We start from the raw sequence: 24,327 nt of genomic DNA on the forward strand, positions 1-24,327 counted from the left end.
TTGGAGTTGTCAACGATTTATCACATTTTAAAGTGGTTAATGATTGAATTCAGGGGTTATCTCTCACATGAGAAAAACCGGCAAGACCATAATTGGTTTGCCGGTTTGAAGTTTATTCAGTTTGCATGTGGTAGTTAGCGATTATTTTGTTCCGACTCAAATTGTACGGGGTCTGGAACCTCGCCTTCCTCCGATAATTCTTTATTGGTTTTTAATGATTCCATTTCCTTCCCAAGTTGTTTCACCTCATCCTCATCGGCTGCCATTGAACCATTTGGCTGAGGCTGGATAGAGCGGTAATCATCTATATTTACTACATTGTTTTTCAAGTAATCAGCCATCTCATTTAATTTACTATCTGCGGCATCTCTAACTGGAATGGGAATCCTTTCTTCCCCATACAAGAATGGCTTTCCTAGTTTCGCCTGATCAGGATCTTCTAAATTTCGTTCAACCGGAATCTCTAACCAATAGATGGATTCAGTAGAAGAATCCCGCAATGCTACTCTATATTTTACCGATTCACCTATACCCATCATTGAAAAACCTTGCTCTGTCATGATTGAATGGATTTCAGTAAACGGCATTTCTTCAGAAACAAGTGCTTTAGCCTTCATCCTTCTGCTCCTCTCCCTGATTCCTTTTTAATCGAACTCATTGTCGACTTATCTCTGTTTACCCTAAATCAGGGGAGATGAAACAATAATGTAGAAAAGTATGTTAATCACGCGGGTTGACTATCGCCAACACTTGATGGTCTTCCCATTTACCGTTGATCCTTACATTTTTCACAGCAATACCTTCCTTATGAAAGCCAGCCTTCTCTAACACGCGAATTGATCCAAAATTGTGCGGCATAACCCCTGCTTCAATCCTATGTAAATTCAATTCATTGAAAGCATATTCAACCATTAGCTTAGCCGCTTCTGTTGTGTACCCTTTGCCATTATGCTTTTTATCTAAAAAATAACCAATAAATGCGCTTTGGAGCGAGCCCCTCATGACATGGAATAGATTAATTGTTCCTATTAAATTATCATCATATGTAAAAATGCCAAAATTATAAGACTGATCGTTTTGACTATCCTCTTGATAGAGCTTTATTCTATAAAGCTGTGTTTTCAATGTATAGAAGTCTTCACTTCGCTCCATAGAAAATTGTTGAAAAAAATCACAATTTTCAAGCTGTAGTTCGAGCAATGCGGCAGCATCATTGGGATTAAACGGTCTTATATAAATCGATTCACTCTTGAACATGTTATTGAATCACTCCTCCCACTGACTATTTTATATGCAGCACCATATGTTCATCGTTGTAATATACACCATTTATTCTCAAAGCTTTTTCCTCTAGACCAAACGTCTGAAACCCTAATTTAGAATAGAGTTTTTTCGCTTTTTCATTACTTGCAGTGACAGATAGGTTTATTTTTTCAATAACATCGATTGTTTTCGCTTTATTAACTGCCGCTGTAAGCAGGGCCTCCCCGATTCCAGAACCTTGTTTTCTTGGCGTGACATACATCGCGAAGATATTGGCCCTGTGCTGAATCTTTTCTGCTTTTTCCAAAAGTAACGTGACAACGCCAATAAGTTCTTCCCCATCGAACGCTCCGAAGGTATAGTTTCCTTCTGCGGTGAAATTACGAGCTACCTGTTCAACGGGATTCTCCCGTTTGACGGCCTCTTCATAACTCGTTAAAAAAGCTTCTGGATTTTCCTTTAATGCTTCTAGTCTCAATTCCCAATACTTTTCTGCATCAGCAGGAGTCAATAGTCTAATGTTCATACTAGATCTCCCTTCATACAAGCTTCGCCATATAGTATTCATCCACAAACTCACCGTCTATTAATAGGGAATCCTTTTTGGTTCCTTCCACTTCAAATCCCATTTTCTTATACAAAGCGACACCTGCAACATTTTGCGTGACGGTCGTTAGTTCGAGACGGCGGACTTTTCTATCAACTGCCCATTCTTCCAGTTTCTCAAATATCGTGGTTCCAATGCCCTGCCCTCTATAATCTTTTAAAATACCAATAACTACATATACAGAGTGCTGATTTCTTTTTGCCGTACCGCCCATTGCAAACATGTAGCCAACCAATTGTTCTTCGTTTTCCGCTACAAAAATGGTGGAGTTCTCGCTTTTTTGAATCGAGTGGATTCTTTGCTGTTGTTGTTCAGGTGTAATTTGTCGTTCACCCGGTTCCATCAGCATAAAATCAGATTCTTTCTCAACCTGCTTTATAAGCGCAACCAGATTTTCTGCATCGGATTCTTCTACTTCTCTAACAAACATAGAAATCCCTCTTCCTAATAATGATATATATCCTATTTAATGTCGTGGAGCCCAAAGGATAATCGATGCACCGAGTAAGCAAATCACCGCTCCAAGCCAATCGTACATGTCTGGAGTTTTTTTATCGACTAACCATCCCCATAACACCGACAGAACGATAAAGACTCCTCCATAGGCAGCATAAACTCTACCAAACGAAGGAAATGCCTGAAAAGTGGCTATAATCCCGTACAAAACAAGAGTAATTCCTCCAAAAATCCCCAAAGAAAGAGGTTTTCCTTCTCTTAGCCATAACCAAATCAGATACCCTCCACCTATTTCCGCTAGTCCGGCAAGAATAAATAAAACCATAGCTTTAATAATAACAACCACATCCTATAAACTTTTAAGTAATAGTATTTTCTATTCCTATTACCAATATAAACACTGTTAAAAAAGACTGCCAGCAATAGCAGCCCTATCCTACTTTATTCTTCTTAATAAACACTTCAACTTGTTCCATTATTTCTTTCATTGCCTCAATGGATGCCAAGGTATCCTTGCTAATTTCTAAGCTATGATCAGCCTTAGGTATAACAACCGTACTCACTAAATGATTGTTCTTAAAGGCTTCTAACCTCTCTTCAATAAAATGATGGTCCTCATCTCCAATGACACAAAGAGAAGGCAGGTCCGTTTTCAACAGTGCCTCGTAAACCCGATCTTCTTTTATTAGAGGAGTTAACCAGATTCCTACTGTATTTCGAAGGAAGTCTCTTTGAGTCCACTCCATCGCCATTGGTACCGTTCCAATTGATTTACTTACTAACAAGCACTGCTCATAGGAAGATTCTTTTAACACCGCATCGACCACAGCCTTCACATCATCAAACATCCACTGGTCCTGTTCCGGATTAGTAAGCTTTCTAAACTGTTCATTTTTCACAAAGTTATAATTGATATGAAGAACATCAATGTTGTTATTCAAACACACGCCCGTCGCATAATGAAACAACGGTCGCTGAGTGGTATAACCCAGTCCTGGGAGCATAATACAAATACTTATATTTCGCTTTTCACTACGTATCCATGTATACGGTATAGTAGAATATTCATTTCTAACTACTTCATTTTCGAAAAATTGGTACATTTCATTCACCTCTTTGGTTGATTACTAGGATAGGTGGTGGGAAGAACATGATGGTAATCCCAGCAAATAATGGTCGCACTATCGCGTCCATAACTTTCATTAACATGTTCTAAAACATGTTTTACACTGTTTTCTATATTAGGAGGAGAGGGCTGCCCATAGAAATCTTGGTAAAGATTCTTAGGAGTCTCATAGTATCGATTACCACATTCCAAAACCCCATCTGTCACCAAAACCATTCGATTATAGCCTGTTCTGAGTTCCCTGACCCCGGAAGAATAACACGGAACAGGTTGGGCAAAGGTATTTACTTGGCCTATCCATTCATAAAATTGTCGTTGATTAAGTCCATATTGTCCTAACCTATGTAAGTCCTCATGCAGGAGATAGAGGACACAATCTCCGACGGAAAACCACCATATATATTTATCTTTTCTTACACACAACAGGCATGCCGTTTCACCCTGAACTTGTTTACAAGCTTCTAGAAAATACTCGGATTGGAAAATGGTTAGAATATGCTTTTCCAATGATACGAAGACCGTTTCCAAAGACTCTCCTAAAATGGAACCTAGCTTTTCCGATTCTTGTAAAATAGTATGGATAACTAATTCCACACTTTCTGCACTGTTGTGTCCATCCAATACCATGGCAAATTCCCAGTCTAGCCCCGCCATAACCAGGGCCCCATCTTCATTTTTATTAGCTCCTGCTTGTTGATTTCCACCATATCGCCCTAAGACCATGTGATGACATGTATCAAATTTAATTTGGTTGATGCACGGATCGTCCAGACCAATCCAATGCATTTGTCTGAAATTTGCTTTGTTTTCTGCTGAATTCATTTAGGGACTTCCTCCTATTGTAAAAAGATTAAGTATCTATCCTACAAATTTGATTTCAGCTATTTTACCACTTTCAATAAAACCGATATTTTGATATACCTTATTGGAATCGGGGTTACTGATATCCGCATACAACATTGGTACAAGTCCCTCCGCATGAATAATTACACATAATTCCGCTACTAGCGCACTTGCATAGCCATTCTTCCGATGCATGACAGGAGTATAAACCGCATTAATCCGGGCATGTCTAGGTGAACGATGTGAAATATTCGCCATGGACACCGGCTTTTCATCCACAAGCCAAAGGTACAAGTTTCCAGCCTCTATCATTGTTTGTGCCTTAGATCGCTGAGTACTAGCTTCCACTGACGTACCAAATGCATCCTCTACAAAACCTGCAAGATAGGTAGCCACAGTATCTATGTCTTCTAAAGCGGCTTTTCGAATCTCCCCTGGTACATTGACTGGCTTTATCACCTTTGGACAATGATAAGATTCCATGGTCATTACCGTTTCATAGCCAATTCCCCTCTTTTTTGAAAAAACCTCCGCAAACATTTCTGCAGTCTGAGGATCCCCTGATACCCCAGGAAGCTGATTACTGTTTAAATAGCTTACTAGATTTTGAAATATTTCCTTCTGTTCCTCTAATTGTGTCTCCTTGGATACCCACAACCATGCCTTTTGTCCCTGCGTTTGTGCAAAGACCATCCTATTATCTGTCGTCTTTATGCTTAAAGCATCACTAACCTCAGTGATTCGATGTATCAGATTATATTGTACTTCATCAGTGAGAAAAGAACCTCCATCCCCCAATAACTCATCATTCGTTTCAAGTCTAATAAACATACATCGAGCCTCCTCATCTCATCGATAAAAGTATCCTAGATAAATTCGCCAAATTTACTTAACATCCTTCTTACTATTTTATGATGGGGCTTATTATGTATTTCTTGAACCTTTCCCTCTAATTGTACATAGTCTAATAAATATAGACTTTCTTAAAAGGAGGGTATTATATGATTTGGTTATTTATTCTGTCTCCAATCATTATACTAGCTCCCATAGCAATGTATTTCGATTCAAAAAAAGGGGCAAGTGATCCCAAAGTAGACATTGAAAAATATCGGGCGGACACGAACTTAGCTATGAGCGAGTATATTTTTATTACTGGCGGTGGGGATGGACCTGGTAATATCCAATAAGAACGAATAAAAGGCATCGAGCTTAGTCGATGCCTTTTTTGGTCTATATTCAGATAATTTAAGCTGCTTTTTCTACTGCATCCTCATCAAGCTTGTGGCCTTCCCACTTTGTAATGACAATGGCAGCTAATGAGTTACCAACAATATTTACACATGTACGCGCCATATCTAGAATACGGTCAATACCAGCGATAAATGCAAGTCCTTCAACTGGGATCCCTACACTTCCTAGCGTCGCAAGCAACACGACAAACGATACGCCTGGAACACCGGCAATCCCTTTAGAGGTAAGCATCAATACAAGAACTAAGGTAATTTGATGTGTAATACTCATATGAATTCCATACATTTGTGCGATGAACAGTGCTGCAATCGCTTGATACAAGGTTGAACCATCAAGGTTAAATGAATATCCTGTTGGTATAACAAATGAAGTAATAGCCTTCGGACATCCGATCTTCTCCATCTTTTCCATTAACTTCGGAAGAACTGTTTCCGAACTTGCCGTTGTATAACCTAGAATTAATTCATCTTTCAAATATCTTAATAAATTAAAGATATTAACCCCTGCAATCTTTGCTGTTAATCCAAGAACGACTAAAATGAAGAAAATCATTGATCCGTAAACGACTAAAACTAATTTTCCTAATGGGATTAATGACGTAATTCCAAATTTTGATACCGTTACACCGATTAGAGCAAATACACCAAGTGGAGCCAATTTCATGATTTGGTTGGTTACATAGAACATGGCATCCGCCGTGCCTCTAAAGAAGTTAATAATCGGTTGGCCTTTTTCACCAATCGCTGCTACACCAAGTCCAAACATGACAGAAAAGAAGATAATTGCTAACATATCGCCATTTGCTAATGACTGTATGATATTGGTAGGTACGATATTAATAAACGTATCAGCCATAGAGTGTGACTCGGTTTGTGCAGCTGTATCCACATAGGAGTTAATATCTGTTTTCGTTAAGTGTGTTCGGTCCACACCAGCTCCAGGTTGAAACACGTTTGCTGCAAGTAGTCCTACAAAGATAGCAATAGTTGTAATGATTTCAAAATATAATAGGGTTTTTCCACCAAGTTTACCCAGTGACTTCATATCACCAACGCCTGCAACACCAACAATAAGACTAGCAACAACAATTGGAACGACAATCATTTTGATTAATCGAATAAATATTGTACCAATTGGCTGTAAGTACGTTTCCACATGCGGGTTACCATAAAAAATAGCACCCAAAATAATACCTAAAGCTAGTCCAATAAAGATTTGCCATGCTAAGCTAATCTTTTTCATCTTCATCTCCCCTTTTATATATATAAAAAGTTGATTACTTACCATAATCAACTACTTTAATTCCCTTTTTTATTAAATTAAAAACCACAGTAATTAGAATAACTTTATAGAATAAAGTTATCAACAACCCTGCTAAAGAAACCGTTAATTACCAGCACTTATTGTCTGATTAATTAAACTCTTTGTTAGTATACTCATTTTTTTAGCATAACATGTCTGTTAAAAAAGATAAATAGGAACTTTCGACCATGATTTTATTCCCTCTAAAAAAAGGCTAACCAGAATGGCACTGGTCAGCCCTCTATTTCCTTATTCTTGTTTTTTGGCCACAATCTCAGTAATATATTTTGTTACATCTCTAATTTGCTTTTCAGTTAAAAGTTCACCAAAGGCTGGCATGGTATTCCCGCCTTTTTTGACCCTTCCCATTACTTTTTCCGGGTCTTTCGCTACCTGACTAAGTTGCAGGTCTGGTCCATTATGTCCGCCTGTTCCTTCTCTTCCATGGCAAGCCAAGCAATTTCCTTCAAAAACCTTTTGACCATCGTTCACATTTGCCGTAGTATCTCCATTCTCCCTGTCTTCGGGTTTATTAGTGCTTTCAGGAGCGGTACCTGATTCAATGGTCCCATCTAAGGAGAAGGTCCATAAAGAGTCGCCGTGCTTCGAACCAGCTAATGCGTTACCTGCTGCTAAAACAGAAATATATTCCTTTCCATCCACTTCATAGGCAATAGGCGCCGCATTAACACCTGCATCTGTCTTAAATTCCCATACCTGATCACCAGTTTTAGCATCAAAAGCAATCAGCCTTCCATCATTATGTCCTACAAAGACGAGGCCGCCTTTTGTGGTTAATACACCGCTATACGCACTGGCATCCCACTTTTGCTGCCAGGCTATTTTATTTGTTTTTACATCAATAGCCGTGATGGTTCCTCTTACAGGTGCATCCTGTACGGGTTGGATAATACTACCTAAATAGATACTACCTTCCTTATACTCTTCTTCACTTCTTGTAAAAGTAGAATACTGATCCGTTCCTAATACATAAAAATATTCTGTGTCCGGGTTATATGCTGAAGGTGGCCAGTTAGCTCCTCCGAACGTCGATGGTTTCACAAGCATTGGTTCTTCCCAGTATGGATCGAAAATCTTACCTATATGTCCTTTATACCCTTTCACATCTTTCTTGAAATCCTCTTTAGTGACAACCTGTGGAACAAAAGCATCCCCCTTTGGAATCGGCTGGGTAGGCGATGCTTTTTGACGATTCTCCTGCGGCACTGGCTGCTCTTCAATACCTACCAACGGCTTCCCGTTCGTTCGGTCTAGGATATAAAGCCATCCTGTTTTACCAGCTTGGGCTAGTGCTTTTCGCTTTTTTCCATCCTTTTTAACATCAAATAGTACAACTGGATTCGGTGCGTCTAAATCCCAAATATCGTGATGAACTTCTTGAAAGTGCCACTTATATTTTCCTGTTTCAGCATCAATTGCTACTATGGAAGAAGAAAATAAGTTATTCCCTTTTCTTACACTTCCGTCTAAATCCGGAGCTGCATTACCGGTTGAAAAATAGAGTAACCCTAATTCAGGATCAACAGCAGGTGTTTGCCAAACCGGTGCACCGCCTCGTTTCCATGAATCATTGTCACTTGGCCAGGTTTCGTGACCACTTTCTCCAGGGCCTGGAATGGTGTAGAAGCGCCAAAGCTCCTTCCCATTTTTTGCATTAAAGGCTGTAACCCTGCCTCGAATTCCATATTCACCACCAGAAATACCTGTATAAATTTTTCCGTTATAGTAAAGCGGTGCGCTTGTAATCGTATAGCCCTTTTTCCAATCATCGACCGTTGTGGACCATACCTCTTTACCCGTTTTTTGGTCGAGAGCAACTAATCTGGCATCTAGCAGACCAACATATACTAGTCCATCACCAATTGCGACACCACGACTTGTCCAACCGCAACAAACGGTTGTTAATTCGCTTATGTTCGGTTTAAAAGTCCATAAAGTCTCACCTTTTTTCACATCAATAGCAGATACTTGGTCTGCACCGGTAATGATATACATTACACCGTTATAAACGACGGGTGACGCCTCGCCAGAATATTTAAACTCTTTTCCTGACCCCAGATGCGTAACCCATTTCCCTTTTAATTTTTTAATATTGGATGTATTAATTTTATCCAGGGTAGAGTAACGTTGATTAGATGTACTCCCTCCATTAGTAATCCAGTTGTTCTTTGGCAACGATGTCAGTTGCTTGCTTGTAAACGCTGGAGGAGCAGGGTCCTTTACTTCCACTTTTGCTGCAGGTGGCTTTTCGCTATCTGCATGCTTTCCATCAACCTGCTCCTTTTCCCCAACAGAGGTTAGAAAAAAGTAAAAGAGGACGACAATGACAAACATTCCTGTAAACCCAGCAATAATTAACCCATTTTTTCTAGTTACCAACCGTGCACCTGCTTTCTCTCTATAGATATAAGTGTTTTTATAATTATTCAATGTAATACCCATTTCGTCTCACTAAATAACATGAATTTTTAAAGGTAAAAAAGGAGGATATCCCCTTAAAAATGCAAAAGAACCCTGCTAAAAAAACAGCAAGGTTCTAGAAAGTACTCTTATAAAATAAATTAAGCCCGGCATTCGTGCCGAGCCCTATACACACAACCCTAGGGGGGGTTATTAAGTTAGTCGATGCTCCATGTAAAATAGTTTCACTTTTATGAAACTTTTTCGCAAAAGCTTCCTGTTTATTCTGCTGAAGTAGGAACCGACTGGATGTCTGCTACTTTCACTTCTTTTGTAACCAACTTTGGCAACACCAATAGATAATAGCACCCCACAACCATTAATAGAATACCCACCGCCCAATAAATGGTGTCTACTTTTACGAATGCCGGGAAGACAACTGCGATGATTCCCAATGATATAGAATGAGCCAGCATCATTAATGGATCCACCCAGCCGGACACTCTCCCCATAAATTTGGGAGCCACAAGCTCCGTCATCCAACCAGACAATGCCACATTTACTGGTGCGATGATTACGCCCATAACAAATACAATGGAAAGATAGAGCCAAACATTTTCCACTGCCCCCATAATTAATGTGAACACACCACTTAATATGACTCCACCTATGATAACTCGATGAACTTTTAACAACTTAATGAGTGGACTACCAATTCCGCTGCCAAGCACAAAACCGATTCCTAAAAAGATGGAAAACATAGAAGCATACTGCGTAAATTGCTCTGGTGCTAGTTTGTATTTCATTGTAAAAAGTGGAAGCACAGCAAACGCTCCATTAATGAGACCAAACACTAGAAAACCAGATACAATAGATTTTAGCAGTCTAAAATGAAGGATATATTTTAAGCCCTCTTTGAAGTCAGTAAGAACGGTCGTAAGATTAATATCCTTCATATGTGTTTTACCATTAGGCAGCCGTGCCTCTAAAGGAATAGAACACGTGCTGATGAGAATCCCTGAAATAATAAAGCTGACTCCGTCAATCATTACAGTCCCCGTCAGCCCAATATAGTGATAGGAAATAGCTCCCATTCCCATACCAAACAACATAAATAACCCAAGAACGGTTTGATTTAATCCAGAGGCTTGCATATATTGCTCTTTATTAAGTACGCCCTGTAAGATACTCATTTCTGCTGGAGCAAAAAACTTTGCAACGCCACTCCGAATAAACAGAATCACAAATACTAACCAAAGGATGTTGAAATAAATCGCTACTAATAAAAATCCTGTTAAGATGGCCCGAATCCAGTCGGAGTTAACCGCAATTTTCTTTCGGTCGAATCTGTCTGCAGCCACCCCCACTAAGAAGAAAACAAGCAATATAGGCAATGAGTACATTAATTCAGCAATGGTTGCATAAAATGGCTGTTTGCTAAAGTGATCTAATAAATAAAAGGCAAACGCAACATTACCAATCGTCGTTCCAAGCTGGGAAGCAAATGCCGCTAAAAATAATTTGGTGAAGACCTTATTTTTAAAAATTGTCATGACAAACCACCATTCTGATCATCGACTTGTAAGGCTGACTTTAACATGGACTTGAAGAGGTTTAGCTGCTCGCTTACTCGAACGTTGCTGCTGCCAGCTGCTTTTGAGTGAAGTAAAAGACCTTCAAAATAGGAGGTAATCATTTTTATGATGACTTCCAAGTCAACACTTGGCTTAAACTCTCCTTTTGCTATTCCCCTCTGCAAGTAAATCATTAGATAGTCATGCTGCTTTTTGTAGTGGGCTTCCAGGTATTCACGTCGTTCTGGCTGCTTCCACCCGCTAATGAAATATTCATATATCACGATTGGCAGATCGTCAGATGCATGGTTTAATTGCTGGTCCATCATGTCAATTATTCCGCTCAGTCCTTGCCACACGGAAAGTCCGCTCGTTAAAAGATTATTGATCTGTGCTTCTGTTTGTTGATCATTTTCTGCAAGGATTGCTAGCATAATGTCTTCTTTGTTTGAAAAATATAGATACACCCAGCCACGGCTCATCTCTGTTTCGTCTACGATGTCCTGCATGGTGGAGTTTACATATCCTTTGCGTTTAAACACTTCCGTAGCTGATTGGATAATATGCATTTTACGTTTTTCTTTTTCACTGTCAGAAATTTTAGGTGACAAGGTAGGTTCCTCCATTTGGTTAAAATAACACTGACATCACTGTCATTTTTATTATACAGAATTTTTTTCCAATTTCAATAACATCTGGAAAATTACTCAAAAATATAAATAGCTTATCGTTTAATAAATCGCATCCATAATCATGCCTTTATATTAGTCTATTAAATAAAATATATTTTTTAACTAGTCTGTTATCTTATGTAAATAATGTTATATTTATTATACTAATACCACTTTTTCTATCGGAGGAATTACTTTGGAGCGGTTACAACAATTGCTAAATAATTTGGAAATTATTCAATCCACACATGCAGAAGATGCGTGTATCGTTTTAGCTGACACAGAAAAGGTCATAGGATATATTCCTGGCAAAAAGATTGATCTTAAGGTTCCTATTGGCGCTTCTGCTGATAATTTTAAAGGGACTGTGACTCACAATGCTTTAATCACTGGTGAACCACAAAAGGAAGAACGAGATTCGGGAATTTTTGGTGTTGCCTATATTTCAACAGCAACACCTATTATAGAAAACAATGAAATAATAGGCGTTATTTCTACTATTGTTTCAAACAATAAAGTGGATGTATTGCGAAAAGGAGCACAAAAACTAACTGGTGTTAGTGGTGAATTGGCTACAACATCAGAAGAGGTAACTAAAGTAACTGAACAGATCGCAACTGAGCTAAAAGAACTTGATGAAGAAACTACTTTTCTAAGAGATGAGATTAAAAAGATAGAGGAAATTTTGGGTATTTTAAAGAAAACAGCAGCTAGATCCCGGATTTTGGGTCTAAATGCATCTATAGAAGCTGTCCGTTCCGGAGAACATGGAAAGGGCTTTGCAGTGGTAGCTAAAGAAATAGAGAAAATGGCTGAAAATAATAGAGAAACCGTTGAAGGTGTAGAGCCACAATTAAAAGGGATGGTAGCTAATCTAGAAAAAATCATCACCAACATTCAACAAATTTCTTCAGACTCTCATGAACAAGCAATAAAGATGGAAGCATTCAATAAAGCGTTTGAACAAATTGTAAACACGGCTTCAGAATTAAACTCCCAAGCAACAAGTATATAAAACCGGAAGGCATCCTTTGCTAGGATGCCTTCATTCATTTTAACTTCAACTTCTTATCTCATTCACTTTCTCCTAAAATATCACTTTTTCGTCGGACGTGGTCTTTTGACGAGTTCTCCCCCACAATTAGGGCAAACAGCGTCCATCTCTTCCGTACAGTCATGACAGAAAGTGCATTCATATACACAAATATAGGCCTCCCCATCCTTTTGTAGGGGGTTATTACATTTCTCACATATTTTTCTCATTTCCAAAGCCATCTTTATCACTCCTTTAATGATTTTTCTTCATCAACTTTGCAATTTGCAGCTGGTCGGATTCTTGAGAAAGCTCTAGCTGCTTAATCACCAAATCCTGTCGTTCGACCGAATGGTTTTGACTTAATTTTGCTTTTCCTTCTATTTCAGTAATCTTGATTCTAAAAGCTACAATTCCTTTACTCATCCCAGCAATAAAGTTTCTATCAATCTCTTTGAAACGATAAGAGCTACCTGGCTTTTCGTACTTATCTACCATGCTAGAAAGGGCATCATGGATTTCTTGGTCATCGTTTAAAATCTCCACTTGTCCATAGACATGAACCGCTGCATAATTCCACGTTGGAACGGCTTGGGTGGATTCGTACCAACTAGGGGAAATATATGCGTGTGGCCCCTGAAACGTAACGAGTACTTTCTGATTTTCGATGTCCTTCCATTGTTCATTTGGACGAGCGAAATGCCCATATAAGACTCCTTCTTCTTTTTCTAACAATAATGGTAAATGTGTCGCATACGGCCTGCCATTATGCTGTGAAAAAAGTGTGGCAAAGCTATTTTTTTCAATAATTTTATAGATGGATTCAAGATCGTCTATTTTGAAATGTTTAGGAATATACATTTTTGCACCTCATTCAGCTAAAATTCGATCACCTTTACTAGTCGGCTGGGATATGACTAAGAATTCCACGTCGCTGCTGGATTGATTAAACATTTGGTGTGGGATGTGTGGGGGTACTTCGATCCCCTCCTGTGGTGTTAGGGTGAAACGTTCCCCATCCACCTCTAACGTAGGATTTCCTGATAAAACAAAGAAAAATTGTCGTGATTGCTGATGATAATGTCTTACTTCTGCTGTTTGGCTCGGCATCCGTTCATGGATAACACTGAGTTCCTGCTGATTGACCAGATGCCAGCCATCACACTGACTCCCCCATGTGTAATGCTCCGCATTGTGTTTGCTTATTTTCATTGTAAATTCTCCTATACGACCGTTTTTTCCTTCTCACAGCCAGTTTGGGCTCGTAGACTCCTTCTATGCGATCTTCTTCTCTTTCTTTCTACCTGTTTGGGCTCGTAGACTCCTTCTACGCGACCTTCTTCTCTTTCTTTCTGCCTGTTTGGGCTCGTAGACTCCTTCTACGCGACCTTCTTCTCTTTCTTTCTGCCTGTTTGGGCTCGTAGACTCCTTCTACGCGACCTTCTTCTCCTTCTCGTATTCAGTTTGGGCTCGTAGACTGCTCCTATGCGACCTTCTTCTCCTTCTCGTATTCAGTTTGGGCTCGTAGACTGCTCCTATGCGACCTTCTTCTCCGTCCCATAACCTTTTATGGCTAATAGACTTTTTTTAGTATCCTTTTATCAAAAATCAATAACAGGTTCCGTCTCACTTACCAACGACCTAAACCTCGACCAAGATATATTCCGTCCGGTGATGATGATTGCCACCTTTCGGCCCTTTAATTCACTTCCTACTTGTGGTAAACACGCGACTCCTGCTGCTCCAGAGGGTTCAACCATGTACTGGGAGTTGAGCATCAATTTCATGGCAGCAATGAGTTCTTTCTCAGAGACTGTTAGAATACGATCAATATGTCTATGAATAATTGGAAACGTGATTGTCTCTGGCTCAATTGGTCCACTCAGCCCTTCTGCGATCGACGGCTCTAAATCCACCGAAATAGCCTTGCCCGCTTCATTCCAAATCGCAAATGTCGGACTATTTTCTGTTTGGACTCCCCAAACCTCTATTCTCGGATTAATTGCTTTTAGTGCCAAACACAAACCAGCTGTTAGTCCTCCGCCACCTAAACAACTGATTACGATATCTACATCAGTTAGATCTTCTAAAATTTCTAATCCAATTGTCCCCCCGGCTGCTATCATGGATGAATTATTATAAGCAGAAAGAAAAGTATAGTCCTTGTTCTCCGAAGCCTCTAATGCTGCCAGCCTCGCCTCTTCAATCGTATCAAAAAATGTAATTAAGGCACCAAATTGTTCCAATGCCTTTACTTTACTAGAATCTGCGTCCTTTGGTAAATACACTAGTGCGTGAATGTTTAGTTGATGAGCCGCATAGGCCAAACCAATCCCATGATTTCCGGCAGAAGGAGCAATCACTCCCCGTTCACGTTGCTCTTGATTTAAGGTTAATAGCTTATTAAAAGATCCACGAGCCTTAAAGCTTCCAGTTACCTGCCGATTTTCTAACTTCAAAAAAATGTTCGTAGCAAATAGCCTGCTTAATTCCCAATTGTATTCCAATGGGGTATGACGGATGTAGGGGTGAATGCGTTCGCGAGCCTCTTTGATATCCTGTAAATTGAGATTAGTTCGCATCATAAACCCCCTCCTCCTTGTCAGAACATTTCTCCTTTTTTACAAAAAAGTTTGTTAAACTCCTGGATTTAGACCCTTTCCAAGTAAGAACAAAGGGAATGATCAACCCCATACTGATAGCAAGATAGCCGTAAGTAAGGCCCACTTCACCAATAAAGGCAATCAAAAGTGACATCATAATCGATACAGTTAAACTAACAAACGAAACAGATGTCATCACCCTGCCGATCAACTTCTCTTCAACCTGTTCAAACAGCAATAGTCTTGTGAGTACCTTTACCATCCCAATGAACATTCCCATTATCAGATACATGATGAAGGCAAAGGGCACACTGGTTGTTAAACTAAATAGAACGGTTGATAAAGCTGATAAGGAAATAGCTACTAGGACCACCCGTAAAATGGCATGATTTCTTACCCAAAGAGTACATAGAATTGCAGATATAAGACTACCAATTCCGGCTCCACCATCAATGATTCCCAGTGAAATTCCATCACCTTTGAGGGTTTGATAATTAAAAGGAGCAATCAGTGTATTAATAGAATAGAAGAATGGCAACACCATGCTGGTGGCCAAGGCAAAATATAGGACTGTTTTGTTTTGAAAAAAATAGATCCAGCCCTGTACCAGTTCTCCTCTATATTGCTTGAGGGTAGATTTCCCCTTATGTTTCCTTGCCTCTTTATTCACCTTGATGTTGATCCCAAAAAATAAAAATCCTGCCAAAATATAAACTAAACTAGCTGCAAATATTGCTTCGGTCGTGCCTAGTCTATCCATTAACATCCCAGCAATGATAGCAGATGCCAACAGCCCCAACTGCCAAGCTCCCTGTACAAGGGAAATTCCTTGTTTGTATTCTTCTGGACTCAGGATTTCCTTCAAGATACTTTCTTTGAGAGGTTCTATAACGAACCAGATCATATAGCTTAAAAGAATGGAAACATAGAAAATAGTGACATAAAAAAACCCGAAAGCAACGCTAGCCGGGATAATGGCAATGGCAGCAAACCGCAAAAAATTACATAGGAGTGCCAGTTTAATTTTATTAAAACGGTCGATGAACACGCCTAGAATTGGTGCAAGGACTACAGAAGGCAATAAAGTCAGTACAAGCAGTTTTCCAATCTCAACAATCGATTCCGTCTTTTCAAGTACCATAACGATAGCGGTTAATCCATAGATCCCTTCCCCCAACACCCCAAACAAAGCAGCAAAGAAAAAGAAAAGAAAGGATTTATTTTTAAACAAAGAATAATTATTCTTCACTCAACACTCCCCCAACATTATTTTATTTAAGCATATTGGAGAAAGAGATGGATTGGTAATACATGAAAGTAATAGGTTCATAACTAAAAGTTATTAGATTTATCTAGAATGACACCTTAATATCAAGGTATATTTTAGCATTTATGTATAATAGAAGAAAAAACAGACCAATGAAAGAAGGGAACCTATGAAAAAACTAATACATAGTTCGTTAAAGGTATTACTAGTTTCAGATTTGGAAAAATCTAAGAAATTTTACGCAGATGTCATAGGCTGTGAGGTCACAGATTGGTGGGCTATACGCGATGGTTTTACAGGATTAGGGCTAAAATTACTTCAAGCAAATGGGCCTGAAGATGTCCACCCTAACAGGCCGGCAAAGGGAGACCAACTACCCGTAGCCGATATTTATTGTTATATAGAGGATTGGTCAGCCTTAGATGAACTATATGAGGAGTTTAAAACAAAAGGAGCTAAAGTGGTTATTGAGCCCTGGGTTGACCCTCAAGCAGGACCGTGGAAAGAATTCGCCATCGTTGACCCTGATAACTATTGTCTTGCTTTTGGCGGTACCAACAAATAACATTAATTTTTCATAAGGGGGATGAAATGAAATGATTGCCACACAATACAAGATTACGTTACCAAGTGATTATGATATGAATATTATCAAAGAGAGAGTAAGAAATAACGGTCATAAAACAGACAGATTTGATGATCTAAAATTCAAATTATATTTAGTCACTGAAAAAGGAATCAATAATAATCTACAAAATAGTTATTGCCCTCTATATCTTTGGAAAGGGCACAACGGTCTAAATAAGTTTTTATTTAATGGATTTTATGACAACATATTAAATTCATTTGGATGGCAACGCATAAATGTCGGAATTCCACTTATTGATACCACAACTTCTAAAATCAACGAGACTAAATATCTTTTCCAAATCACACGAGAAATCCAGCCACAAGAAAGGCTAAATAACTTAAAGGATAAAATAGCAGAACAAATTCCGACAATTGATGATACAGAATATATTTTGATTTACAATCCTGAAAAATGGCAGTATGATGTGTTTTACTTTACCAACGATTTAGGCAACTTAAAAGAAATGAGTGGGGTCATTTATACGATCCTTCATATCTCACAAGAAAAACTCACTTAATTTTTTCACATTAAATATTTTTATGAAACACTCGGTAAACTATATCTAATTGATTGTATAGTTTAGGGGTGTTTTTCTATTGAAAAAAACTTTTTTATTTACCTTCCTTTTAATAATTGCTTTATTTACTGAGCAACTAAATGTATCTGCATCCACTAAAAGTCGTGAGGAATATGAAAAAACAGGGCATGTTATATGGGATGTAAACACAAAGGAAAAATTAGTCGCGATTACATTTGATGATGGACCACATCCTATATTCACCCCAAAAATACTTGATATCTTAGCTAAATATGACGCTAAAGCTACCTTCTTTGTAGCTGGTAATAAAGTGATCAGATTTCCTGAACTTTTAAAAAGAGAAGTTAAAGAAGGCCACGAAATTGCAAATCATACTTATCATCATATCTATGGAAATATTTCATCCGAAAAACTATCATCAGAATTAGACATGACTGATCAAATTATTCAGAAGGTCACTGGTGTTAAACCATCACTCTACCGTCCTGTTGGAGGTCATTATAATGACTTAATTATCAATACAGCTATAAAAAAAGGAAAAGAAGTCGTGCTGTGGTCGTGGAATCAAGATACTCGTGACTGGGCAAATCCTCCTGTAAGTCAAATTTGCAGCTATGTAATAAGGGGAGTAAAACCAGGGAATATCATTATATTTCACGACTGGCACGGGAGTGAATTCACTAAATCATGTCAAACAGTTCCTGCATTAAATACTATTTTGGACTTTTTAGCTAAGAATGGATATAAATGTGTAACGGTATCTGAATTGCTTTACCACTCGACACAGATCATACCTGAATCCTTTGAAATTTATCCTACAAAAAGAGGAAAATCATCTCATATTGATTTAGTGAATTAATTGTTATTCAATTTCCTCCAATGTCAAGAGTAAGATTCGGTAAATAATATAGGTACCTAAATAGGCTCCAGTTAGTAGGAAAAGTGGATTAAGAAATATGCTATGGATATTAGTCATGAATACCGTGTTATCCTTTATGATTTCGTAAATAGCAATAGAAGAAATATTACCGAAAACAAGGGAAGATACGATGGCAACTATATTAAATAGTAAACGTAATTTAGGCTGGACTTTTTGCAGAAAAGCCAAGAATAAGGGTGTCAGCACACTTCCCAAAATTAATATGAATTTCATTTAAAATCACCTCCCTACCATTTTTGCCATTGTAGGGAGGTTAATACCAAGCTTTGTGCATTCCTTGTAAAAAATGTTTGGTAATAGGAAATCCAGAGTTCCCTCCTATTACAATACGGACACATCGCTGTGTATTCATTATCAAGCCAATCATTAATTTCAGTGGGACTAAATATTTGTAGACAATAAAAACAACTACCTATTTTACTTCATTTTAGAATTTCTTATGCCCTATAACTGCAACTGTACGCTAGAATTTGGCCCCTCTATTAAAGTTACCTCTTGAAATCCTTTTGTTTGCACTAGGAATTAATTGGTCTTCAATCATATTTTTTACCCCATCCCATACCTCACCATCTTTGCCATCACATAGGGTAAGAACAAAAATCTTCCTGGTTTTAATACACGGTATATTTTTGATATCGTCTCAGCGATCTCGTCCCAAAAGTAAATAGTATGTATGCTAAACACCTTGTCAAAGTGTTCATTTGGAAAAGGTAGTTTCTTTACATTAGCTTGAACCAATTTAGCTCTTTCTTCATTTATAGCTTTTTTGTTTCTAATGGTAGCAGACCGAATGACCGTGGATGAAAGATCCAATCCCACTACTTGGGCAGCTAATGTTTGTTCGAGAATCAATTTCATTGCATAACCTGCACCACAGCCTAGTTCTAATACGCATTCCCTCTGGGCAACTTTTAATAATTCAAGTGTACATAGAGTCTCAGGTTTATGCTGCCGCACCATTTTTTCACCGAAATAGGATCCAATTAGCCCTCGAGGCTTGCTATACTAACTATCAATAAATTCCTTCACTCGATAAATTAACCCCATAATTTCTCCTTTATCCACTCCATTAAGTCTAGTCCATCATTAAGCTCTTTTATTTTTCTAAAACCACACTTCTCATAGCAAGAGATTGCTCGACTATTATTAGACTTAACCTCTAGCACAACCCTAGAGACACCTTTAGTTTTACTAAGATATCTTAACATCAATAAAATCATTGAAGTACCCAGCCCTTTCCCCCATAACTCCGTCTCAGCAATAAATTGATCTATTCCAAAGATATGTTGATTTAAAGGGTACCCGTATGTCTTCAATTCTGCTTCTTGAACTTCGTAGTATTGGATATATCCTATTGATCTGTTGTTGTATTCTATAATACAAGGACTAACATAATGTTTTCCTTCAATTCTAGGCACATATTTTTTTAAAACTTCATCTTGGTTTAACAGGCGCTCCTCATAAAATTCTACTACCATCGGATCATTTAACCATGAAACCATCATACCAAGGTCGTCATGAGTCATCACTCTAATAAGTAATTCGTCATTCTTTATCATGTTCCTACACCCTTTGTCCGCTGATGCTATACATTAAACCCAATCTTACGTTTCACTTCTTTTAAAAATGGAATACTCAATGCTCTTGCTTTTTCTGCTCCTTTTAGTAAAATCTTATCTAACTTTTCGGGAGACGCCATTAATTCATTGTACTTCTCACGGGGTTCTTCTAAATACCGGTTCATCACATGGAACAACTCTTTTTTCGCTTCCCCCCACCCAATTCCACGTAAATATTGCTCGTGCATCCGTTCTACTTCAATTGGAGAAGCAAATTCTTTATATAAGGTAAATAAAATAGAGGTTTTAGGATCTTTTGGTGCTTCTGGTGGTAAGGAATCGGTTTTAATCCGATTAATAAGTTTTTGTAATTTCTTAGGCTCTTCAAATAGGGGAATCGTATTGTTATAACTTTTACTCATCTTCCTGCCATCTAAACCTGGTAATACAGCTGTTCCTTCTTGAACTTTATAATCAGGGAGTAAAAATGTATCACCATAGACATGGTTAAAACTCTCCGCAATGTCCCTTGCGATTTCTACATGTTGTGTTTGGTCTTTTCCTACCGGTACTGTATTGGCTTTAAACAACAAAATGTCTGCTGCCATTAGGATTGGATACGTGAAAATTCCCATGTTCACGCCAAAATCTACATCTCTATTGAATTCCTTATTTGTTTCAACCATCGCTTTATACGCATGAGCGCGGTTCAGTAATCCTTTTGATGCAAAACAAGATAAGATCCAGTTTAACTCAAAAATCTCAGGGACATCGGATTGCCTGTAAAAAATGACTTGATCAGGATCAATTCCTAATGCTAACCATGTGGCTGCAATTCCATAGGATAGTTGTCTAAATTCTTCAGCATGATGGATTTTGGTTAATCCATGGAAATCTGCCACAAAGTAAGCAGATTGGTAGCCAGATATCTTTGCCAGTTCTAGAGCTGGCTTAATCGCGCCAATATAATTTCCTAAATGTATTTGTCCTGTCGGTTTAATTCCAGTTACAATCATTTTTTTCACGATATTTCCTCCCATTTTTGAAAACACAAAAAGGGCTACCCATCCAAAAAAGGACGAGTAACCCGTGGTGCCACCTTTATTCGTTTACATATGTAAACGCACTTAATCCGTACAGAAACAGTAAAGTCGTTTCGATACTTAGTCAATTTTAACGGTAAGACCCTCCGCTAGACCTACTGCTCATTCAATCTAGAAGCTCCGAAGCCCATTCAACCATAGTCCTGTACTGATTTCCACCAACCATCAGCTCTCTGAAACGTTTATAAGGTCTACTCTTCTTCATCCACGCTTTTGTATATTAAATTAATAGTAAAATATGGATATTGAAAGGTCAAGCAATAGTAACAAGTTTATCCTTAATCCTTTTGCGCAAGTCCTCGTCCAATGAGGTTTGCCGAAACAGGTTTTTTCCCAATTTCTCTCGCCCAAATCGATAATTGTCCAACATGGTGGATTTCATGGGCTATAATATGACGCATAACCTCTCCCCAGGTGTCGATGGCAATACTTCCATCCGGTTGGGGATCATATAAAATCAAATCCTCCATACTCTCATCCCACGAGAGTACAAATTTCTCCACTTCGGCCCGAAATAATGCATCCAGTTTGCGGACCTGTTCTAGGCTTTGATACTCTTCAAAGCTTTCCTGGAAATCTGGCTGTCCCTGTAATAAGCGAATCCAGCTCCACTCCACATCAACAATGTGAAAAAGAGTGTGCAAGATGCCCCCTATTCCTCCAGTACGCACTCGAAGCAATTCCTCCAACGGAACCTCTTCACACCAAGAAAACCACTCTTCTCTAACCTGCCAATTGTATCGGAATAGTGTTTGCATTTTTAACCCCTTTCTAAAAATCCTAATCAAAAAGAAAAAAACTCGAACCTAATAGAATACTGCTGGAAAGTTGTTATTCTATTAAATTTTTCCAATAGTTCCATGCATTTAAATAGCCATCTATATCTTGTGGATGATGTTTTACACATGAAGCTATCCTGAGGTATAAGCCTATAAGGACCTCTTCATATAAAATATGAGTGGATATCTTCTCTTTATTACTTAAATGACTCACTGCTGATTCAATAACCTCAGCGGTTAAGTCTTCCGGTGAGGAACAGTAGGCATAAATTAAATCATAGAGAGGCTCACCATATACAGGAGCTGGGTCAATAACACCCGTCAATTGTTCTCCATCCCACACAAAATTATGTACACCTAAATCACCATGCAATAAGAAAGGAGAACTTGTTACACTCTTTCTGTTTGGACTATTTACTAATTTAACCACCAGATTTATGTCCTCTTTTTCTAAATATGAACCTACTATATTCGTGGCTTCCTTTACTCTCTCAAAAAGAAACATCTGCCATGATTCAGTTGGTTCATCTGCCCATCCCCAACCAATCGGATTAGGAACCCGCTTATAATGATTCAACAGTAGTTTTACGAGTGATATAAGTAGCTTCTTTTTATTATTTATATTGTAATTGGTAAAACCTGATATAAATTCATAGACGATGTATTGATAGGAATCTTCAACATACAAAAGTTTAGGCAACAGATTTTCTTTTTTATAGAAATCTAGAAAGCTGGCCTCTGCTTGAAGAATTCGGGGTTCATTACCTTTAACTACAATTCTTTCTCCATTACTGTTACTAATCAAGTACAGTTGGCTAACCGTCCCGCCCTTTAGCGGTTCACAATTAAAAATATTTGTGGGAATGATATTTTTACTAATTAAATCTCCAATGATACCTTCAATATCCATGACTGCTCCTTTCATCAGGAATGTAGACTACCAATCTGTTCCCACCCATAAATAAGTTCATTAAACTCCTCGCCACCCATTTCTATCTTGATGGAATCTATCCTTTTGCCCCCTAGAGCCTCATAGAAAAGCCGGGAGTTATTATCTTCGAGCACACATACAAGCATGGAATTAATCTGTTGGTCTTGAAGTTCTTTGATAATTGGTTTTACTAACGCTTTACCCAACCCTCTGCCCTGATACTCTTTTAAAATATAAATCGCATATAATTCACCCGAAAAACCAGGGTATTCTCCTGATCTTTCATTTCCTCCAGATGAAAAACCAACGATTGTACCTTCATCGTTTTCCGCCACATAAACTCCTCCGTTTGGAATGGCGCTAATCCACAATTGCTCACGACTTTCATAGGACAACTGCTTTAAAAAGTCCTCAGCAATAATATTTGCATACGTAGTCCGCCATGAATCCACATGCACTTTCGCTATTCCCTTTGCATCGGACATAACAGCTTTTCTTATGTTCATAAAAGCACCTCGCTATGATCTCCTCGAAAAATAAACCTAAAACATATAAATTCCCTAATGGTATTCAACATTCCTGCACAAATTATGTTAGAAATGGACAAACTACAGGAAGCTAGTTTGACTTAGAGGTGAAAGCATTGAAACAAATCGTTTTTATAAGACATGGGCAAAGTCTTTATAATCTAGAAAACCGCTTTACTGGCTGGACAGACGTTGACCTTACTGATAATGGCTACAGCGAGGCGAGAGAAGCTGGAGCTATTTTAAAGAAACATGGATTTATCTTTGACGTAGCTCATACTTCCGTTTTAAAAAGAGCCATTAGAACGTTATGGATTCTACTTCATGAGATGGATCTCATGTGGATTCCTGTGTATAAATCCTGGAGATTAAACGAAAGACATTATGGCGCTTTACAGGGGATGAATAAAGATGAAGTTATCGCGCATTATGGGGAAACACAAGTCAATGAATGGAGACGTTCAGCCAGCATCCGGCCTCCACTCATAACACCTGAGGGTCATGCTTTAGATCAAAAAGATCCTAAATTTGCGCAAATTAATCCAGAAAATATTCCTCTCACAGAAAGTCTTCTAGATACAGAAGAACGAACCTTAGTGTATTGGCATAGTAACATTGTTCCAAATTTGCAAAACAATCAACGAGTCATTATTTCTGCACATGGAAATACATTAAGGGCCCTAGTAAAATATCTCGACAACATTCCCAACGATGGGGTCGTGAGTCTCAATATTCCAAATAGCATTCCTCTTATCTATGAGTTAGACGACGATTTGCATCCAATCAGACACTACTATCTTGACCAATATGGCGAGGTCCCCGAAGGTACAATTCCACGTCATATGGATTTGAATAATCCTGAAACCCACGATTGGATTGGCTAATTTTAAACAATAGCCACC

30 protein-coding genes and 1 other annotated feature are annotated in these 24,327 nt (G+C 38.4%); of the genes, 6 read left to right on the plus strand and 24 right to left on the minus strand.

Annotated features, from left to right (window positions below; translation table 11 throughout):
• Positions 1-134 precede the first annotated feature (134 nt).
• From RCG25_RS22630 to RCG25_RS22665, 8 genes are all read right to left on the minus strand, one after another.
• On the minus strand, positions 135-617 hold the full coding sequence (locus tag RCG25_RS22630; RefSeq protein WP_308081070.1) for a hypothetical protein: 483 nt from the start codon (positions 615-617) through the stop codon (positions 135-137).
• 103 nt (positions 618-720) lie between these two features.
• Complete coding sequence (locus tag RCG25_RS22635; RefSeq protein ID WP_308081071.1) at positions 721-1,257, minus strand: GNAT family N-acetyltransferase; 537 nt, start codon at positions 1,255-1,257, stop codon at positions 721-723.
• 25 nt (positions 1,258-1,282) lie between these two features.
• The gene (locus RCG25_RS22640) at positions 1,283-1,789 is read right to left on the minus strand and encodes a GNAT family N-acetyltransferase (protein ID WP_308081072.1); all 507 of its coding nucleotides are present in this window, start codon (positions 1,787-1,789) and stop codon (positions 1,283-1,285) included.
• A 13-nt stretch (positions 1,790-1,802) separates the two neighbouring features.
• Positions 1,803-2,300, minus strand: a complete 498-nt coding sequence (locus tag RCG25_RS22645; RefSeq protein ID WP_308081073.1) for a GNAT family N-acetyltransferase — start codon at positions 2,298-2,300, stop codon at positions 1,803-1,805.
• A gap of 36 nt (positions 2,301-2,336) precedes the next feature.
• Positions 2,337-2,651, minus strand: coding sequence for a YnfA family protein (locus tag RCG25_RS22650; protein ID WP_374121094.1), 315 nt, complete (start codon positions 2,649-2,651; stop codon positions 2,337-2,339).
• A gap of 106 nt (positions 2,652-2,757) precedes the next feature.
• Positions 2,758-3,429, minus strand: a complete 672-nt coding sequence (locus RCG25_RS22655) for an alpha/beta family hydrolase (RefSeq protein ID WP_308081074.1) — start codon at positions 3,427-3,429, stop codon at positions 2,758-2,760.
• 5 nt (positions 3,430-3,434) lie between these two features.
• The gene (locus tag RCG25_RS22660) at positions 3,435-4,274 is read right to left on the minus strand and encodes a PP2C family serine/threonine-protein phosphatase (RefSeq protein ID WP_308081075.1); all 840 of its coding nucleotides are present in this window, start codon (positions 4,272-4,274) and stop codon (positions 3,435-3,437) included.
• A gap of 36 nt (positions 4,275-4,310) precedes the next feature.
• The gene (locus RCG25_RS22665) at positions 4,311-5,126 is read right to left on the minus strand and encodes a GNAT family N-acetyltransferase (protein ID WP_308081076.1); all 816 of its coding nucleotides are present in this window, start codon (positions 5,124-5,126) and stop codon (positions 4,311-4,313) included.
• A gap of 170 nt (positions 5,127-5,296) precedes the next feature.
• Between RCG25_RS22665 and RCG25_RS22670 the strand changes: the two genes are divergently transcribed.
• The gene (locus tag RCG25_RS22670) at positions 5,297-5,482 is read left to right on the plus strand and encodes a hypothetical protein (RefSeq protein WP_308081077.1); all 186 of its coding nucleotides are present in this window, start codon (positions 5,297-5,299) and stop codon (positions 5,480-5,482) included.
• A gap of 58 nt (positions 5,483-5,540) precedes the next feature.
• On the opposite strand, the gene RCG25_RS22675 is transcribed toward RCG25_RS22670, so the two are convergent.
• The 4 genes from RCG25_RS22675 to RCG25_RS22690 all read right to left on the minus strand — a co-directional run bounded on the left by RCG25_RS22675 (position 5,541) and on the right by RCG25_RS22690 (position 11,454).
• Positions 5,541-6,788, minus strand: coding sequence for a cation:dicarboxylate symporter family transporter (locus tag RCG25_RS22675; protein ID WP_308081078.1), 1,248 nt, complete (start codon positions 6,786-6,788; stop codon positions 5,541-5,543).
• 309 nt (positions 6,789-7,097) lie between these two features.
• On the minus strand, positions 7,098-9,299 hold the full coding sequence (locus RCG25_RS22680) for a PQQ-dependent dehydrogenase, methanol/ethanol family (protein ID WP_308081079.1): 2,202 nt from the start codon (positions 9,297-9,299) through the stop codon (positions 7,098-7,100).
• A 251-nt stretch (positions 9,300-9,550) separates the two neighbouring features.
• Complete coding sequence (locus RCG25_RS22685) at positions 9,551-10,822, minus strand: MFS transporter (RefSeq protein ID WP_308081080.1); 1,272 nt, start codon at positions 10,820-10,822, stop codon at positions 9,551-9,553.
• Complete coding sequence (locus tag RCG25_RS22690) at positions 10,819-11,454, minus strand: TetR/AcrR family transcriptional regulator (protein ID WP_308081081.1); 636 nt, start codon at positions 11,452-11,454, stop codon at positions 10,819-10,821. The genes RCG25_RS22685 and RCG25_RS22690 overlap by 4 nt, the downstream gene beginning before the upstream one ends.
• A 256-nt stretch (positions 11,455-11,710) precedes the next feature.
• Between RCG25_RS22690 and RCG25_RS22695 the strand changes: the two genes are divergently transcribed.
• Positions 11,711-12,529: a methyl-accepting chemotaxis protein gene (locus RCG25_RS22695; protein ID WP_308081082.1), complete on the plus strand. Its 819-nt coding sequence runs from the start codon at positions 11,711-11,713 to the stop codon at positions 12,527-12,529.
• A gap of 80 nt (positions 12,530-12,609) precedes the next feature.
• On the opposite strand, the gene RCG25_RS22700 is transcribed toward RCG25_RS22695, so the two are convergent.
• From RCG25_RS22700 to RCG25_RS22720, 5 genes are all read right to left on the minus strand, one after another.
• A complete protein-coding gene (locus RCG25_RS22700) occupies positions 12,610-12,789 on the minus strand; it encodes a DUF1272 domain-containing protein (RefSeq protein WP_308081083.1) in 180 nt (59 codons plus the stop codon).
• A gap of 13 nt (positions 12,790-12,802) precedes the next feature.
• Positions 12,803-13,408, minus strand: coding sequence for an FMN-binding negative transcriptional regulator (locus RCG25_RS22705; RefSeq protein ID WP_308081084.1), 606 nt, complete (start codon positions 13,406-13,408; stop codon positions 12,803-12,805).
• 9 nt (positions 13,409-13,417) lie between these two features.
• Positions 13,418-13,759: a cupin domain-containing protein gene (locus tag RCG25_RS22710; protein WP_308081085.1), complete on the minus strand. Its 342-nt coding sequence runs from the start codon at positions 13,757-13,759 to the stop codon at positions 13,418-13,420.
• 389 nt (positions 13,760-14,148) lie between these two features.
• Positions 14,149-15,132, minus strand: a complete 984-nt coding sequence (locus RCG25_RS22715) for a threonine ammonia-lyase (protein ID WP_308081086.1) — start codon at positions 15,130-15,132, stop codon at positions 14,149-14,151.
• Positions 15,119-16,399 (minus strand): MFS transporter, encoded by a 1,281-nt coding sequence (locus RCG25_RS22720; protein WP_308081087.1) that lies wholly within the window; start codon positions 16,397-16,399, stop codon positions 15,119-15,121. Before RCG25_RS22720 ends, RCG25_RS22715 begins: the two co-directional genes overlap by 14 nt.
• Before the next feature lie 187 nt (positions 16,400-16,586).
• On the opposite strand from RCG25_RS22720, the gene RCG25_RS22725 reads away from it, so the two are divergent.
• From RCG25_RS22725 to RCG25_RS22735, 3 genes are all read left to right on the plus strand, one after another.
• Complete coding sequence (locus RCG25_RS22725) at positions 16,587-16,982, plus strand: VOC family protein (RefSeq protein WP_308081088.1); 396 nt, start codon at positions 16,587-16,589, stop codon at positions 16,980-16,982.
• 31 nt (positions 16,983-17,013) lie between these two features.
• Positions 17,014-17,565 (plus strand): DUF4865 family protein, encoded by a 552-nt coding sequence (locus RCG25_RS22730; RefSeq protein ID WP_308081090.1) that lies wholly within the window; start codon positions 17,014-17,016, stop codon positions 17,563-17,565.
• A gap of 79 nt (positions 17,566-17,644) precedes the next feature.
• Positions 17,645-18,445, plus strand: coding sequence for a polysaccharide deacetylase family protein (locus tag RCG25_RS22735; RefSeq protein ID WP_308081091.1), 801 nt, complete (start codon positions 17,645-17,647; stop codon positions 18,443-18,445).
• A gap of 3 nt (positions 18,446-18,448) precedes the next feature.
• Here the strand turns inward: RCG25_RS22735 and RCG25_RS22740 are convergent, their stop codons facing one another.
• The 7 genes from RCG25_RS22740 to RCG25_RS22770 form a co-directional block, all read right to left on the minus strand.
• Positions 18,449-18,739, minus strand: a complete 291-nt coding sequence (locus RCG25_RS22740) for a transposase (RefSeq protein ID WP_308081092.1) — start codon at positions 18,737-18,739, stop codon at positions 18,449-18,451.
• Between the two features lie 333 nt (positions 18,740-19,072).
• Complete coding sequence (locus RCG25_RS22745) at positions 19,073-19,486, minus strand: class I SAM-dependent methyltransferase (protein ID WP_308081093.1); 414 nt, start codon at positions 19,484-19,486, stop codon at positions 19,073-19,075.
• Between the two features lie 77 nt (positions 19,487-19,563).
• Positions 19,564-20,085, minus strand: a complete 522-nt coding sequence (locus RCG25_RS22750) for a GNAT family N-acetyltransferase (RefSeq protein WP_308081094.1) — start codon at positions 20,083-20,085, stop codon at positions 19,564-19,566.
• A gap of 26 nt (positions 20,086-20,111) precedes the next feature.
• A complete protein-coding gene (locus RCG25_RS22755) occupies positions 20,112-21,101 on the minus strand; it encodes a tryptophan--tRNA ligase (protein ID WP_374121095.1) in 990 nt (329 codons plus the stop codon).
• A 55-nt stretch (positions 21,102-21,156) separates the two neighbouring features.
• Positions 21,157-21,405 (minus strand) — a binding site (T-box leader).
• 61 nt (positions 21,406-21,466) lie between these two features.
• Positions 21,467-21,946 carry a DinB family protein gene (locus RCG25_RS22760; RefSeq protein ID WP_308081096.1) on the minus strand — a complete coding sequence of 160 codons (480 nt, stop codon included), beginning with the start codon at positions 21,944-21,946 and terminating at the stop codon, positions 21,467-21,469.
• A gap of 73 nt (positions 21,947-22,019) precedes the next feature.
• Positions 22,020-22,877, minus strand: coding sequence for a phosphotransferase (locus tag RCG25_RS22765; protein WP_308081097.1), 858 nt, complete (start codon positions 22,875-22,877; stop codon positions 22,020-22,022).
• A 14-nt stretch (positions 22,878-22,891) separates the two neighbouring features.
• On the minus strand, positions 22,892-23,404 hold the full coding sequence (locus RCG25_RS22770) for a GNAT family N-acetyltransferase (RefSeq protein ID WP_308081098.1): 513 nt from the start codon (positions 23,402-23,404) through the stop codon (positions 22,892-22,894).
• 137 nt (positions 23,405-23,541) lie between these two features.
• On the opposite strand from RCG25_RS22770, the gene gpmA reads away from it, so the two are divergent.
• Entirely contained in the window at positions 23,542-24,309 is a 768-nt protein-coding gene (gpmA, locus tag RCG25_RS22775) for a 2,3-diphosphoglycerate-dependent phosphoglycerate mutase (protein WP_308081099.1), read from the plus strand.
• The last annotated feature ends 18 nt before the right edge of the window (positions 24,310-24,327 follow it).

This window comes from Neobacillus sp. PS2-9, assembly GCF_030915525.1.
Lineage (GTDB): Bacteria > Bacillota > Bacilli > Bacillales > Cytobacillaceae > Neobacillus.